The sequence below is a fragment of the Pseudomonas indica NBRC 103045 genome (assembly GCF_002091635.1).
Lineage (GTDB): Bacteria > Pseudomonadota > Gammaproteobacteria > Pseudomonadales > Pseudomonadaceae > Pseudomonas_M > Pseudomonas_M indica.
In genome coordinates this window covers 22,384-36,238 of record NZ_BDAC01000017.1, presented here as the reverse complement: position 1 = coordinate 36,238, position 13,855 = coordinate 22,384, and the positions used below count along the sequence as shown (strand labels likewise).

General features: G+C 59.4%; 13 protein-coding genes, 1 tRNA gene and 1 pseudogene. 10 read left to right on the top strand and 5 right to left on the bottom strand.

The features are described from left to right. Nucleotides 1–61: 61 nt before the first annotated feature. Nucleotides 62–481: an acyl-CoA thioesterase gene (locus PIN01S_RS18565; RefSeq protein WP_084337694.1), complete on the bottom strand. Its 420-nt coding sequence runs from the start codon at nt 479–481 to the stop codon at nt 62–64. 104 nt (nt 482–585) lie between these two features. Here PIN01S_RS18565 and PIN01S_RS18560 point away from each other — a divergent pair, with 104 nt between their 5' ends. Continuing rightward, nucleotides 586–1,287 carry an MlaA family lipoprotein gene (locus PIN01S_RS18560; RefSeq protein WP_084337692.1) on the top strand — a complete coding sequence of 234 codons (702 nt, stop codon included), beginning with the start codon at nt 586–588 and terminating at the stop codon, nt 1,285–1,287. Between the two features lie 55 nt (nt 1,288–1,342). Here the strand turns inward: PIN01S_RS18560 and PIN01S_RS18555 are convergent, their stop codons facing one another. Next, a complete protein-coding gene (locus PIN01S_RS18555) occupies nt 1,343–1,642 on the bottom strand; it encodes a PilZ domain-containing protein (RefSeq protein ID WP_084337690.1) in 300 nt (99 codons plus the stop codon). Between the two features lie 212 nt (nt 1,643–1,854). On the opposite strand from PIN01S_RS18555, the gene rssB reads away from it, so the two are divergent. Together rssB and rssC are read left to right on the top strand one after the other, a co-directional pair. After that, nucleotides 1,855–3,042 (top strand): two-component system response regulator RssB, encoded by a 1,188-nt coding sequence (rssB, locus tag PIN01S_RS18550; RefSeq protein ID WP_084337688.1) that lies wholly within the window; start codon nt 1,855–1,857, stop codon nt 3,040–3,042. Further along, nucleotides 3,039–3,521 (top strand): anti-sigma factor antagonist RssC, encoded by a 483-nt coding sequence (gene rssC / locus PIN01S_RS18545; protein WP_084337686.1) that lies wholly within the window; start codon nt 3,039–3,041, stop codon nt 3,519–3,521. Before rssB ends, rssC begins: the two co-directional genes overlap by 4 nt. A gap of 55 nt (nt 3,522–3,576) precedes the next feature. Here rssC and tal read toward each other — a convergent pair whose 3' ends face one another. Both tal and dusA read right to left on the bottom strand, forming a co-directional pair. Next, nucleotides 3,577–4,503 (bottom strand): transaldolase, encoded by a 927-nt coding sequence (tal, locus tag PIN01S_RS18540; protein WP_084337684.1) that lies wholly within the window; start codon nt 4,501–4,503, stop codon nt 3,577–3,579. Nucleotides 4,504–4,645: 142 nt separating this feature from the next. After that, nucleotides 4,646–5,656: a tRNA dihydrouridine(20/20a) synthase DusA gene (gene dusA, locus PIN01S_RS18535; RefSeq protein WP_084337682.1), complete on the bottom strand. Its 1,011-nt coding sequence runs from the start codon at nt 5,654–5,656 to the stop codon at nt 4,646–4,648. A 413-nt stretch (nt 5,657–6,069) separates the two neighbouring features. Here dusA and PIN01S_RS18530 point away from each other — a divergent pair, with 413 nt between their 5' ends. The 4 genes and pseudogenes from PIN01S_RS18530 (at nt 6,070) to PIN01S_RS18515 (ending at nt 9,522) form a co-directional block, all read left to right on the top strand. Next, the gene (locus tag PIN01S_RS18530) at nt 6,070–7,716 is read left to right on the top strand and encodes an RICIN domain-containing protein (protein ID WP_084337680.1); all 1,647 of its coding nucleotides are present in this window, start codon (nt 6,070–6,072) and stop codon (nt 7,714–7,716) included. Between the two features lie 108 nt (nt 7,717–7,824). Continuing rightward, nucleotides 7,825–8,046, top strand: a pseudogene (locus PIN01S_RS27215) (chromate efflux transporter); the annotation flags it as partial. Nucleotides 8,047–8,167: 121 nt separating this feature from the next. Continuing rightward, nucleotides 8,168–8,569: a PA2779 family protein gene (locus tag PIN01S_RS18520; protein WP_084337678.1), complete on the top strand. Its 402-nt coding sequence runs from the start codon at nt 8,168–8,170 to the stop codon at nt 8,567–8,569. Nucleotides 8,570–8,631: 62 nt separating this feature from the next. Further along, nucleotides 8,632–9,522 carry a PA2778 family cysteine peptidase gene (locus PIN01S_RS18515; protein ID WP_084337676.1) on the top strand — a complete coding sequence of 297 codons (891 nt, stop codon included), beginning with the start codon at nt 8,632–8,634 and terminating at the stop codon, nt 9,520–9,522. Between the two features lie 39 nt (nt 9,523–9,561). Here PIN01S_RS18515 and PIN01S_RS18510 read toward each other — a convergent pair whose 3' ends face one another. Continuing rightward, the gene (locus PIN01S_RS18510) at nt 9,562–10,845 is read right to left on the bottom strand and encodes an NAD(P)/FAD-dependent oxidoreductase (protein ID WP_084337674.1); all 1,284 of its coding nucleotides are present in this window, start codon (nt 10,843–10,845) and stop codon (nt 9,562–9,564) included. Between the two features lie 187 nt (nt 10,846–11,032). On the opposite strand from PIN01S_RS18510, the gene PIN01S_RS18505 reads away from it, so the two are divergent. The 3 genes from PIN01S_RS18505 to infC all read left to right on the top strand — a co-directional run bounded on the left by PIN01S_RS18505 (nt 11,033) and on the right by infC (nt 13,804). Further along, nucleotides 11,033–11,109 (top strand) — tRNA-Val (locus tag PIN01S_RS18505). A 221-nt stretch (nt 11,110–11,330) separates the two neighbouring features. Beyond that, nucleotides 11,331–13,253 carry a threonine--tRNA ligase gene (gene thrS / locus PIN01S_RS18495; RefSeq protein ID WP_084337672.1) on the top strand — a complete coding sequence of 641 codons (1,923 nt, stop codon included), beginning with the start codon at nt 11,331–11,333 and terminating at the stop codon, nt 13,251–13,253. After that, nucleotides 13,253–13,804 (top strand): translation initiation factor IF-3, encoded by a 552-nt coding sequence (gene infC / locus PIN01S_RS18490; protein WP_170837204.1) that lies wholly within the window; start codon nt 13,253–13,255, stop codon nt 13,802–13,804. The genes thrS and infC overlap by 1 nt, the downstream gene beginning before the upstream one ends. Nucleotides 13,805–13,855 lie beyond the last annotated feature (51 nt).

Sequence of the window (13,855 nt, the reverse complement as noted above, 5' to 3'; positions counted from 1 at the left end):
AGCCGGTGCAAGTGACGTCTGGATGAAGGATTTGTGACGGATGGTGAGGGCCTGTCCCGCGCTATTCGATGTAGGCCTCTTCGAACACCGCCCGAAGATCGTCCGGTACAGGGACCGGTCGGTCGTTGCCGTGGTCGATCCAGACCAGCTTGCAGTGGCCTTCGCCGTAGCAATGGTCGGGGTCTTCCAGTGTGGAAAGCCGGTGTTCCACCACCATGCTGGTGCGTCCGAGCGCGCCGGCGAAGAGTTCGACCACCACCGTGGCGGGATGTACCACCGGCTTGAGGTAGGTATGGAGGGTCTGGAGAACCACGGGCCCCTGCGGGACGTTGTTCATGGCGATGCCAAGCTGCTCGAACCAGGCGACCCGCGCCTCTTCCAGGTACTGCATATAAAGGGTGTTGTTGACATGGCCATAGGAGTCCATGTCGCCCCAGCGTACCGGGATATGCGCAATATGGAGCAATCGTTTTTTCTGCATGTCCGGAACCGTCCCACTGCCCAACCCAGCGGCCGAAGCCTTATACTGCGCGGCCTGTGATGGCCGTGGGCCGTCACACTACTCATCTCAAGGAGAGACTGCAAATGCGTGAGTCCGGTGCGAACTGGGTCGGTCGTCTGGGCCGGCTGCTGGCCTGTGCCAGCCTGGTGCTATTGCCGGTCGCGGTACAGGCCGCCGAGGAAGACCCCTGGGAGGGCTTCAATCGCGCTGTCTTCCGCTTCAACGATACCCTCGATACCTACGCCTTGAAGCCGCTGGCTCAGGGCTATCAGAAGGTCACCCCGCAATTTCTCGAGGACGGTGTCCATAACGTCTTCGGTAACCTGGGCGATGTCGGCAACCTGGCGAACGATCTGCTCCAGGCCAAGTTCCACGACGCGGGCGTCGATACCGGACGATTGATCTTCAACACCACCTTCGGCGTGCTCGGTTTCTTCGACGTGGCGACTCATATGGGGTTGCAGCGCAACGACGAAGACTTCGGCCAGACGCTCGGCGCCTGGGGGCTGGGCAGCGGCCCGTACCTGGTGCTGCCGCTGTTGGGGCCGAGCTCCGTGCGCGATGCCGGTGGGCGAATCCCGGACAGTTTCCTGGAGCCATACCCTTACATCGATCATGTCCCGACCCGCAATGTCACCCGTGCGGTCGATGTGATCGATACCCGGGCAAGCCTGTTGTCGGCGGAAAAGATGATCAGCGGCGACAAGTACATCTTCATCCGCAACGCGTACCTGCAGAATCGCGAATTCCGCGTGAAGGACGGCGAAGTCGAAGACGACTTCTGATCCGGCGGATAGCACGAAGGCGACCATTTGGCCGCCTTCGTCATTTGGGGCTGGTTCAGCGCATCGCCAGGATCGACAGGCCCACGGATTGTCGTCCACCCTCGAGGTCGCTGACGCGCACCACTTCGGCTTCGGCTTCCAGACCCTTGAGTTGGCTGTGATCCGACGATATCCGGACCTTGACCTTATCGCCGACGTTCAGGGAACACTCGGCTTCCAGCTGCATGCCGGTGCTCGACAGGTCGATGCACAGGGCGGGTAGCTCCCGTCCGGCGTACTGCAGGATCACCGGCGCTTCCAGGCGCATCCGGATGTAGTCGCGCTTCTCGCTGTAGGCTCGATCGCTCAGACTCATTGGACCTTGTCCTCTTGTTTTCGGAAGTTCCACCGAAGTTCTTATAACCCTCGCCGATTTCGAGTGTAAAGGCGGCCGGCGACGACCGGACGATGGCTTGAATCGACGATCGGATGAGAGTACCGTCTGCGCCTTGAAGCGAACCCAGTACGCGTCAGGGCCAAGGCCTGGCGCTAAAGCCAACCTCCTGGCGCCGTTTTGCCTGGTATCCCATGCACAATCCCAGTGCCACGCTGCTGATTATCGATGACGATGAGGTTGTACGCGCTAGCCTCGCGGCCTACCTGGAAGACAGTGGTTTCAGCGTTCTTCAAGCGAGCAACGGCCTGCAAGGGCTGGAAGTGTTCGAACGCGCGAAGCCCGATCTGGTCATCTGCGACCTGCGTATGCCGCAGGTAGACGGCCTCGAACTGATCCGCAGGATCAGCGAGCAGGAGGTCGACACCCCGGTGATCGTCGTTTCCGGTGCCGGCGTGATGAGCGATGCGGTGGAAGCGTTGCGCCTCGGTGCTGCCGATTACCTGATCAAACCCCTGGAAGACCTGGCCGTGCTCGAGCACTCGGTACGCCGGGCTCTCGATCGTTCGCGCCTGCGCCTGGAAAATCGCCGCTACCGGGAAAAGCTGGAAGCAGCCAACCGGGAACTGCAGGCCAGCCTCAACCTGCTGCAGGAAGACCAGAACGCTGGGCGCCAGGTGCAGATGAACATGCTGCCGGCCACGCCCTGGGTGGTGGATGGCAACCTGCAGTTCGCTCATCAGATCATCCCGTCGCTCTACCTTTCCGGCGACTTCGTCGATTATTTCCGTGTCGATGAGCGCCGGGTCGCGTTCTACCTGGCCGACGTCTCCGGGCACGGGGCATCGTCCGCTTTCGTCACCGTCCTGCTGAAGTTCATGACCACGCGGTTACTGTTCGAGTCTCGCCGCAATGGCACCTTGCCGGAGTTCAAGCCGTCCGAGGTGTTGGGGCATATCAACCGCGGCCTGATCAACTGCAAGCTGGGCAAACACGTGACCATGCTCGGTGGGGTGATCGATGAGCAGACCGGCCGTCTGACCTACAGCATCGGTGGGCATCTGCCGTTGCCAGTGCTCTATAGTCAGGGTGAAGCGCGCTATCTGGAGGGTCGCGGCTTGCCGGTGGGGTTGTTCGAAGAGGCGGTCTATGCCGACTACGAACTGGAATTGCCTGAGTCCTTCAGCCTGACCTTGCTATCGGATGGCATCCTGGACCTTTTGCCGGGCGAAACGCTCAAAGAAAAGGAGGCCGTCTTGCCGCAACTGGTGAGTACGGCGGGCGGCAGTCTGGATGGTCTGCGTCAGGTGTTCGGGTTGGCCAAATTGGGCGAGATGCCGGATGATATCGCCTTGCTGGTGTTGAGCAGGAACCTTGCATGAGTACTGGTAAAATCCAGTTTGCCGAGCAGGAAGGCACCTTCGTTCTCAAGTTCGTCGGTGAAATCCGCCTGACGCTGTGTTCGGCGCTGGATGCGACCATCGAGAAAATCTTCAGTGCGCTGAACTTCTCGGCGATCATCATCGATCTCACCGAGACGCGCAGCATCGACAGCACGACCCTGGGCTTGCTGGCGAAGCTGTCGATCCTGTCGCGCCAGAAGGTCGGTCTGCTGCCTACCGTGGTGACCACTCACCCGGACATCACTCGTCTATTGCAGTCGATGGGCTTCGATCAGGTGTTCAACATCGTCGATCGGCCGTTGCCGCGTCCGGAATGCCTGTCCGACTTGCCGTCGCAAGATCAGTCCGAGGAAGTGGTGAAGGCCAAGGTGCTGGAAGCGCACCGGATTCTCATGGGCTTGAACGAGTCCAACCGCGAAGCCTTCCACGATCTAGTCAGCGCGCTCGAGCGCCACTGATCCTTCCCGTTCTGAAAACGGGCGATACCTCTACGGGTATCGCCCGTTTTGCATATCAGGCTTTGCTTTTCAGCAGGGTTTCGAGCTTTTCTTGGTCGCGGGCGAACAGGCGGATGCCTTCGGCCAGCTTTTCGGTGGCCATCGGGTCTTCGTTCAAGGCCCAGCGGAAGCTGCTTTCATCCAGGTTCTGACGGGGTTCGCCCGTGCCTTTGCCGGCCAACATGCGAGTCAGCGAGCCCTGGTCGTCGGCCAGTTGCTGGAGCAGCTCGGGGCTGATGGTCAGTCGGTCGCAGCCGGCCAGTTGTTCGATCTGGCCGATGTTGCGGAAGCTGGCGCCCATCACCACGGTGTCGTAGCCGTTGGCCTTGTAGTAGTGATAGATGCGGGTCACCGATTGCACGCCAGGGTCTTCGGCACCGACGAAATCGCGACCTTCAACTTTCTTGTACCAGTCGTAGATTCGCCCAACGAATGGGGAAATCAGAAAGACGCCGGCATCGGCGCAGGCAGCGGCCTGGGCGAAGGAGAACAGCAGGGTGAGGTTGGTCTGGATGCCGGCCTTTTCCAATTGTTCCGCGGCACGGATGCCTTCCCACGTGGAGGCGATCTTGATCAGTACACGTTCCGGGCCGATCCCTGCCTTCTCGTAGAGGCCGATCAGGCGTTCCGCGCGGCGCAGCGTGGCCTGGGTGTCGAAGGACAGGCGCGCATCCACCTCGGTGGAAATACGCCCCGGAATCTCCCTGAGGATTTCCTGGCCGACGGAGACGGCGAAACGGTCGCAGGCCAGGCCCAGGTCGCCGTCGCAACCGTTCACGGCATCGTTCAGTAACTGGGCGTAGCGCGGCAGCGCGGCGGCCTTGAACAGCAGGGAAGGGTTGGTGGTGGCATCGACCGGTTTGAGACGGGCGATGGCGTCCAGGTCGCCGGTATCGGCGACTACCGTGGTGTACTGCTTGAGTTGTTCCAGCTTGGATGTCATGGAGGCTCTGTCCTGTGGATTTGCTATGACCTTACCCGAGCGCTTTCGCAGGCTCAACGGGGCAGCACTATCGAACCGGACCGGGCAGGGCGTGGTGAAAACAGAGCTTTGATCGTCGGAGGCGGCTGTCGTTCCGCCGCCTTCAGCGCCCTTCGAGAAGTGCGCTGGCCTGGTCGAGCAGGGCGAGCGGGTCGGTCGCCTTGTGGACGTCCACCGAGAGCAACTGGCGGAAGCGCCGTGCGCCGGGAAAGCCTTGGGCCAGACCGAGGATATGACGGGTGACGTGATGCATGGCGCCGCCTTCGGCGAGGTGCGCTTCGATGTATGGAAGCAGGCGGCGCAATACCTCGGCACGACCGATCACGGGTGTATCGGTGCCGAACAGCGCGTTGTCCACTTGGGCGAGCAGGTAGGGGTTGTGATAGGCCTCACGGCCGAGCATCACGCCATCGAAGGTCTGTAGATGCGTCTGGCACTCATCCAGCGTCTTGATCCCACCGTTGAGAATGATCTCCAGGTCCGGGAAGTCCCGCTTGAGCTGCGCCGCGACCTCATAGCGCAACGGCGGGATCTCGCGGTTCTCCTTTGGCGACAGGCCGGCAAGAATCGCGATGCGGGCATGGACGGTGAAGCTGCGGCAACCGGCTTCGCGTACTTGCCCAACGAAGTCGCACAGCTCGGCGTAGCTGTCGCGGCCATCGATCCCGATGCGGTGTTTGACCGTGATCGGGATCGACACGGCATCGCGCATGGCTTTCACGCAATCGGCGACCAGCGACGGATGCGCCATCAGACAGGCACCGATCATGTTGTGCTGGACCCGGTCGCTGGGGCAGCCGACGTTCAGGTTGACTTCGTCATAGCCGGCCGTTTCCGCCATTCGAGCACAGGCCGCCAGTTCCTCCGGCACGCTGCCGCCCAGTTGCAAGGCCAACGGGTGCTCGGCTTCGTCATGGCACAGGAAACGTTCTCGGTCGCCGTGCAGCAAGGCGCCGGTGGTGACCATCTCGGTATAGAGCAGCGCGTGCCGCGATAACTGACGCAGGAAGAAGCGGCAGTGACGATCCGTCCAATCCATCATCGGGGCCACCGAGAAGCGGCGGGATGGCTCGCAGGACTGGGTGAGCGATGGGAGGAGGGGCAGGGCGGTCATCTGTTCTGTCGACATTCGTTTGATTCAGGCAGCGGCATGCTATCGGTGCCGCCGAGGGCGCGCAGTCTACCGCAATGGGACTGAAGGGGAAGACCGGAGGGACGATCGGGGCGATGTATGTCGGTGTCCCGCCGATAGGGCGGCCACCTTATTTCGCAGATACCCAGATGGCGGCTCCCCGATGCACAGGTACTGGCAGGCCGAGTTGGCATAGGCAATGAGCGGTGGTTGGTGGAATTGTGGATGAATCTCCTGGCTCGGACGGTGTTGCGGCGTTTTGCCCGTCTTCTCACAGCGCGTCGCACTGGTCTGACAAAAGATGGCGCGCAGCGTGCCTTCGGCATTGCTTTCTGTCATCCGGTCTGAAGTCTGCCCATACGGGCGGAGGCCAGGCACAGAATAAGAGGATACCCATGAACTCATCATCCCCGACACTTCGGCACCGGCTGCTGTGCGGCTCTTTCATACTGGCGTGCTGTATTTCCGCATCGCATATCCAGGCTGCTCCGGCGAAGTTCGTTCATCCTGGACTCCTGCATTCCGGCATGGACTTCGAGCGCATGCGGACCAAGGTCCGTGAAGGCGCGCAGCCTTGGGCTGCCGGCTTCGAGCGCCTGACCAGGAATCCCCATGCGTCCACGGGATGGAAGCCGAGGCCTGTGGAAATCGTCTATCGCGGCAATGATGGCGTGCATGGTCAGAATTATCCGCTGATTTTCCGTGACGCCGTGGCGGCATATGCCAATGCGTTACGTTGGAAGATTACTGGCGATAACCGTCATGCCGATAAGGCGGTGGAAATTCTCAATGCCTGGTCGGGAGCGCTCACAAAAGGCATGGACTCCATGCAGGGGACGTCGGATCGATTCTTGGTGGCGGGAGTTCAGGGTTATCAGCTCGCCAATGCTGCCGAGATCATGCGCACCTACCCGGGGTGGGCATCGAAAGACTTTGAACGCTTCAAAAAGATGCTGCTTGATGTTTTCTATCCATGGAATCAGCGAATGCTGACAGTCCATAACGGGACCAGGCCGGAACATTATTGGGCTAACTGGGACCTTGCCAGCATGGCATCGATGATTGCTATCGGTGTATTGACCGATAGACGCGATATCTACGACGAAGCTGTCGAGTATTTCAAGCATGGGGATGGGAATGGAGCGGTCAAGAATGCCATCTGGTACATCCATCCCAATGGTTTGGGCCAATGGCAGGAGTCTGGCCGGGATCAGGGGCACTCGGTGATGGGTATCGGCCTGATGGCGGCCATTTGCGAAATGGCCTGGAACCAGGGCGACGACCTGTATGGCTACGACGATAACCGTTTCCTCAAGGGCGCCGAGTATGTGGCGGCCTACAACCTTTTGAAGAGTGTTCCGTTTAAGCCTTACTACAATCGCAGCCATGGCCTGCAGACGGACGTCTCTGCGGTGGCGCGTGGCCAAGAGCGCCCCGTTTGGGCAGCGGTTTACAACCATTACGTGAAGCGCATGGGGCTCAAAGCGCCCAACGTCACTGAAATGGCGGCCAAGATCGGTATAGAGGGCGGAGGAGGTGACTATGGCAACAGCTCCGGCGGTTACGACCAGTTGGGCTTCGGTACTCTGACATACACCGTTACCGGCCCGGTAGAAAATGGCGTCTACGGTGTCGCTTCTCTAAACAGTGGCTTATTGATGGATGCTGCGCAGGGCGAGATCGATAATGGCACGTCGATCATCCAGTGGAAGTTCAATCGAGGCGAGAATCAGAAGTGGCGTTTCCAGCACTTGGGCGATGATCGCTATCGGATCACTGGGGTACCCAGCGGCCGGGCTCTGGATGTATCCGATGGGGCCGTGAGCGATGGTGCCAAGGTTCATTTGTGGAACTACTTCGGTGGCAAGAACCAGATCTGGCGGGTGACCTCGGTGAACAGTCGATCTGTCCGGCTCTGCCCAGTGCATGCGCCGGGTTCCTGCCTCGCAGTCAAGGGCGCCTCGAAGGCGAACGGGGCGCCGGTGCAGCTCTGGAAATATGCTGGCAAGAGCAATCAGCAATGGTCTCTCATTCCGCGTTGATGCTCGGGTAGGGCGGGGGCAGGGATGCCGTCCCGAGTCGTCTGGGCACGGCGTCGGCCTTATGGTTGCTGCCGATGGGACTGTTCCTTGCCATCCAGGCTGGGATGTACTGCCATCACTGCCGCCGTTGTGGGTGTCATCCTGAACCTCGCCGTGTTCTTTCGGTTACCACGTGCTGTGGCCAGAGGGTTTCGCTGGAATATTCGATTAGCCCTCGGCAGTGATTACCTTGGGCGTTGCGGTAGCTCTGTTTCGCTACAGGCGGACGGTTATCGAGGTGTTGCTGTCTGTGCGGCCGTCGGCCTGGATGTGCGTCTTCTGTTGTGCTGAGGCGCTTGACGCAGAGGGCTCTGGCCAGGAACTTAGCCGCAGCGGAGTCGTCTATTCTTAGGAGGCCCTGCTGGCATTTCGGGGTCAAAAGACCATCAAAAAGAAAAACAGGAGTACCCCTATGATTTCCTCCTCGCTCCTACGTCGTTGGGCTGCCGTCCTGGCCGCCCTACATTTCCTGTTCGTGGTACAGGTACCCGTCGCGCAAGCGGCCATGATCGGCACTCCCGAGGTATTGGCCGAGCAGCAGTTGCAAGTCGATCGCCAGCAGCTTCTGACCATGCTGGACGACCAGGATGTGAAGAAGAAGCTCGAGTCTCTTGGTATCCAAAAGGAACAAGTCGAGCAGCGCATCAACAGCCTGACGCCTGCCGAATTGGCTCAGTTCAACCAACAGCTTGACCAGGCGCCCGCTGGTGCCGGTGTGGTGGGCATCATCGTGCTGTTCCTGGTGATCTTCATCATCACCGACCTGCTCTGCGCGACCGACATCTTCAGCTTCGTGAAGTGCATCAACCGGTGAGATACGGACATTTCCTCCTTCTGTTGTTGATAGCACTCCTGGGTGCATGTGCGAGGTCTCCGGTGTTACCGCCGGAGGCTTCGCGGCTGCCCGAGCGGGTCGAACTGACCGACGTACCGTTCTTCCCGCAGAGCGCTTACCAATGTGGGCCGGCGGCATTGGCCACCATGTTGAATCAGCGCGGCATCGTGACCAGTCCGGGCCTGCTGAAGGACAAGGTCTACATTCCCGGTCGCGAAGGTAGCCTGCAAATCGAGATGGTGGCGGCGGCGCGTGCTCACGACCTGCTCGTCTACCCGGTCGAGCCCCGCCTGGAAAATCTGTTGGCAGAAGTTGCGGCTGGGAATCCTGTGCTGGTGTTCCAGAACCTGGCCTACGACTGGTGGCCACAATGGCATTTCGCGGTGCTGGTGGGGTATGACCGCCGTGAAAAGACTCTGACCTTGCGATCCGGCACCACGCGGCGCTGGATCACCAGTTTCAGGAGTTTCGATAGCACCTGGGCTCGAGGTGGTCGTTGGGCGGTACTGACATTACCGCCGGATCGGTTGCCGGCGACCGCCGAATTGCGCCCATGGCTGAAGGCGGCCAGCGATCTGGAAGAGACTGGCCGTCGCCAGATGGCCTTGAAGGCTTATCGGACGGCTGTCGAGCGCTGGCCGGACGAATCGGTCGGCTGGTTCGCCCTGGCCAATGGGCTGCATGCGGGTGGCGATCGCTATGGTGCAGAGCAGGCATTGCGCGAGAGCGTCAAGCGGGCGCCCGATTTCGCCGCCGGCTGGTTCAACCTCTCCGAGGTACTGGCGGAGCGTGGCTGCCAGTCGGATGCCCAGCTCTCGCGGGCCTGTGCACAACGTCTGGCTCCTCAAGACCCGCGCTTTTCGGCGGCCCTTGGTCATTCGCTCGAAACGGGTGCCCAGTGTGCGGTGCCGCCGCCTTGTCCCGGTTCCTGACGAAAGAACAGCGGCGCCGGAAGGCGCCGTTTTCCCAAGTCATACTCCCAGGCGGTCACGCAGGCTGTAGTACCAGGCGCCAAGTGCGGTGAAGGGCACTCGGAATAGTTGGCCGCCAGGGAAGGGATAGTGGGGCAGGCTGGCGAAGGCATCGAACCGTTCGGCCTGGCCTTTCAGGCTTTCCGCCAGCACCTTACCGGCCAGGTGGGTGTAGGTCACGCCATGGCCGCTGCAGCCTTGCGAGTAGTAGATGTTGTCGCCCAGCCGTCCTACCTGGGGTAGGCGAGACAGGGTGAGTAGGAAATTGCCGGTCCAGGCGAATTCGATCTTCACATCCTTCAATTGCGGGAACGTCTTCAGCATCTTCGGACGGATGATCGCTTCGATGTTGGCCGGATCGCGCGCTCCATAGACCACTCCGCCTCCATAGATCAGGCGTTTATCGCCGGAGAGGCGGTAGTAATCCAACAGGTAATTGCAGTCTTCCACGCAGTAGTCCTGGGGCAGAAGACTGTGGGCCAGGTCTTCACCAAGTGGTTCGGTGGTGATGACCTGCGTTCCGCAAGGCATGGACTTGGCTGCCAGTTCGGGAATCAGGTTTCCGAGATAGGCATTGCCCGCTACCACGACGAACTTGGCCTTGACCCTTCCTTGTGGAGTGTGGACGATCGGGTTGGTGCCGCGCTCGATGCGGACCGCCGGCGACTGTTCGTAGATGATGCCGCCGAGCGATTCCACGGCAGCCGCTTCACCCAGTGCCAGATTGAGCGGGTGAATATGCCCGCCGCTCAGGTCCAGCATCCCACCAACGTAATTGTCGGTTGCGACGACATCGCGGATGCCCTTGGCATCCAGCAGCTCCAACTGGTTGTGACCATAGCGTTCCCAGAGTTTTTTCTGGGCTTCCAGGTGTCCCATCTGTTTGGCGGTGAATGCAGCGAATACACCACCGTCCTTCAAGTCGCATTGAATGTTGTACTTGGCGATGCGCTCGCGAATGATCCGGCCGCCTTCGAAGGCCATTTGGCCCAGCAGTTGGGCTTGACGGGCGCCGACGCTGCGCTCGATGACATCGATGTCCCGGCTATAGCTGTTGACGATCTGTCCGCCATTCCGACCTGAAGCCCCGAAGCCCACCTTGGCTGCTTCGACGATGCAAACCTTGAAGCCGCTTTCGAGAAGGAAGAGGGCCGTGGAGAGTCCTGTGTAGCCAGCGCCAATGATGCAGATATCAGTATCGCGCTCGCCTTCGAGTGCCGGGCGGGTCGGGGCTGGACTGGCTGAGGCGGCATAGTAGGAAAGGGGGTAGGGTGTGTGCGCCATCTTGCAACCTATGTTTTTTATTTTTTACGGACGAAGCGATCCTACCCGAGTTGGAAATGTCCGGCTAGGGGGGGGTGTGCAAAATTATTGACGCTAGTCTGAACATTAAAAAATCCACTTTTTCAGTCAGTTAGCGAAAAAAGTGTTGACAGTGGTTCAGGCTTCCGTAAAATGCGCGGCCAACAGCAGGCACATAGCTCAGTTGGTTAGAGCACCACCTTGACATGGTGGGGGTCGTTGGTTCGAGTCCAATTGTGCCTACCAAATCGAAAAGGGTCGCAGTAGCGACCCTTTTTTATTGGGCTGCTTGTCAGGGGCGAGGCTTTCTGAAAGCATCCCGGCTTCGAAACTTCCAGTGACTCTGGTCTGGTCTGGTTGGCCTTCGGGCTCTGCCGCTGTGAGGCAGATAAACCGCCGGATCGCTTACTGGCTCATCCCAACCCACGTGGCCTTTGGTAGGGGTCACCACTAGGAGAGGAGGCGCCATGCCCATCATTACTCTTCCCGACGGCAGTCAGCGTTCGTTCGATCAACCGGTATCCGTGCTCGAAGTGGCGCAGTCCATTGGGGCTGGTCTTGCCAAGGCTACGTTGGCTGGCAGGGTCAATGGTCGTCTGGTCGATGCCTGCGATTTGATCGATACCGATGCGACGCTGCAAATCATCACGCCGAAGGACGAAGAAGGGCTGGAGATCATTCGCCACTCCTGTGCTCACCTGATCGGTCATGCGGTCAAGCAGTTGTACCCGACCGCGAAAATGGTGATCGGGCCGGTAATCGAGGAAGGCTTCTACTACGACATCGCCTACGAGCGTCCTTTTACGCCTGAGGATGTTGCTGCCATTGAGCAGCGCATGCGTGAGTTGATCGACAAGGACTACGACGTCATCAAAAAGATGACGCCCCGAGATCAGGTCATCGATGTGTTCAAGTCGCGTGGCGAGGAATACAAGCTACGTCTGATCGACGACATGCCCGATGAACGGGCGATGGGTCTTTACTATCACGAAGAATACGTCGACATGTGCCGCGGGCCGCACGTGCCGAACACGCGTTTCCTGAAGGCATTCAAGCTGACCAAGATCTCTGGCGCCTACTGGCGTGGGGATTCGAAGAACGAGCAGTTGCAGCGCATCTATGGCACTGCCTGGGCGGACAAGAAGCAACTGGCTGCCTATATCCAGCGTATTGAAGAGGCCGAAAAGCGCGATCACCGTAAGATCGGCAAGCGCCTGGATCTTTTCCATACCCAGGAAGAGGCTCCTGGCATGGTGTTCTGGCATCCCAACGGCTGGACGCTCTACCAGGTGCTCGAGCAATACATGCGCGGCATTCAGCGCGAGAATGGCTATCTGGAGATCAAGACGCCCCAGGTTGTTGATCGCAGTCTCTGGGAAAAGTCGGGCCACTGGGCCAACTACGCCGAGAACATGTTCACCACTGAGTCGGAAAGTCGTGACTACGCGATCAAGCCGATGAACTGCCCATGTCATGTGCAGGTATTCAATCAGGGCTTGAAGAGCTATCGCGAGTTGCCGATGCGTCTGGCCGAGTTCGGTGCCTGTCATCGTAACGAGCCGTCCGGTGCCTTGCACGGCATCATGCGGGTGCGTGCCTTTACCCAGGATGATGCGCATATCTTCTGCACCGAGGAGCAGATGCAGGATGAGGCGGCCGCCTTCATCAAGCTGACCCTGGATGTGTACGCCGATTTCGGCTTCCAGGATATCCAGCTGAAACTGTCGACGCGTCCGGAAAAGCGTGTCGGTTCCGATGAGCTGTGGGATCGGGCTGAGTCGGCTTTGGCGGCTGCCCTGGAGAGTGCCGGTCTGCCGTACGATCTGCAGCCGGGGGAAGGTGCCTTCTATGGTCCGAAGATCGAGTTCTCGCTGAAGGATTGTCTGGGGCGGGTCTGGCAGTGCGGCACCTTGCAGTTGGACTTCAACCTGCCGGTGCGTCTGGGTGCCGAATACGTTAGCGAGAACAACGATCGCAAGCACCCGGTAATGCTGCATCGCGCTATCCTGGGCTCCTTCGAGCGTTTCATAGGCATGTTGATCGAGCACTATGAGGGCGCGTTCCCGGCATGGCTCGCGCCGACTCAGGCGGTGATCATGAATATCACCGACAAGCAGGCCGACTTTGCCCTCGAGGTCGAGAAAGCGCTGAACCAAAGCGGTTTTCGTGCCAAGTCCGACTTGAGAAACGAGAAGATCGGCTTTAAAATCCGCGAGCATACCTTGCTCAAGATTCCTTATCTCTTGGTTATTGGAGATCGGGAAGTCGAGACTAGATCCGTTGCTGTGCGTACCCGCGAAGGCGTCGACCTGGGCTCCATGCCCGTCGACGAATTCGTCAGTCAGCTCGCGCAGGCGGTTTCCCGGCGTGGTCGCCAAGATTTGGAGTAATCATTATTAAGCGTGAAATGAGACAAGATAAACGAGCTCAACCGAAAGCCCCGATCAACGAGAATATCTCGGCACGCGAGGTTCGGTTAATTGGTGCGGACGGCGAGCAGATTGGCATCGTCTCGATTGATGAAGCGCTTCGTGTAGCTGAAGAAGCCAAGCTGGATCTGGTGGAGATTTCCGCCGATGCGGTGCCGCCCGTGTGCCGGATCATGGATTACGGCAAGCACCTATTCGAAAAGAAGAAGCAGGTCGCTGCGGCGAAGAAGAACCAGAAGCAGGTTCAGATCAAGGAAATCAAGTTTCGTCCAGGGACGGAGGAAGGGGATTATCAGGTAAAACTACGCAACCTGATACGTTTCCTTAATGATGGGGACAAGGCCAAGGTATCCCTGCGATTCCGTGGTCGTGAGATGGCTCACCAGGAGCTGGGCATGGAGCTGTTGAAGCGGGTCGAGAACGACCTCGCGGAATACGGCAGTGTCGAGCAATTTCCTAAGCTGGAAGGACGCCAGCTGATGATGGTCATCGCCCCCAAAAAGCGAAAATAACCTCCAGGGCACTGGCAGGCCTTGTGGTTATGTGTATTGACTGAATGCGGA

Excerpts from the sequence above, each read along its gene's own strand:
- tal (WP_084337684.1), bottom strand. The coding sequence starts at position 4,503 with ATGACATCCAAGCTGGAACAACTCAAGCAGTACACCACGGTAGTCGCC.
- PIN01S_RS18510 (WP_084337674.1), bottom strand. The coding sequence starts at position 10,845 with ATGGCGCACACACCCTACCCCCTTTCCTACTATGCCGCCTCAGCCAGT.
- rssB (WP_084337688.1), top strand. The coding sequence starts at position 1,855 with ATGCACAATCCCAGTGCCACGCTGCTGATTATCGATGACGATGAGGTT.
- PIN01S_RS18530 (WP_084337680.1), top strand. The coding sequence starts at position 6,070 with ATGAACTCATCATCCCCGACACTTCGGCACCGGCTGCTGTGCGGCTCT.
- PIN01S_RS18555 (WP_084337690.1), bottom strand. The coding sequence starts at position 1,642 with ATGAGTCTGAGCGATCGAGCCTACAGCGAGAAGCGCGACTACATCCGG.
- thrS (WP_084337672.1), top strand. The coding sequence starts at position 11,331 with ATGCCCATCATTACTCTTCCCGACGGCAGTCAGCGTTCGTTCGATCAA.
- PIN01S_RS18560 (WP_084337692.1), top strand. The coding sequence starts at position 586 with ATGCGTGAGTCCGGTGCGAACTGGGTCGGTCGTCTGGGCCGGCTGCTG.
- dusA (WP_084337682.1), bottom strand. The coding sequence starts at position 5,656 with ATGACCGCCCTGCCCCTCCTCCCATCGCTCACCCAGTCCTGCGAGCCA.
- rssC (WP_084337686.1), top strand. The coding sequence starts at position 3,039 with ATGAGTACTGGTAAAATCCAGTTTGCCGAGCAGGAAGGCACCTTCGTT.
- PIN01S_RS18565 (WP_084337694.1), bottom strand. The coding sequence starts at position 481 with ATGCAGAAAAAACGATTGCTCCATATTGCGCATATCCCGGTACGCTGG.
- PIN01S_RS18520 (WP_084337678.1), top strand. The coding sequence starts at position 8,168 with ATGATTTCCTCCTCGCTCCTACGTCGTTGGGCTGCCGTCCTGGCCGCC.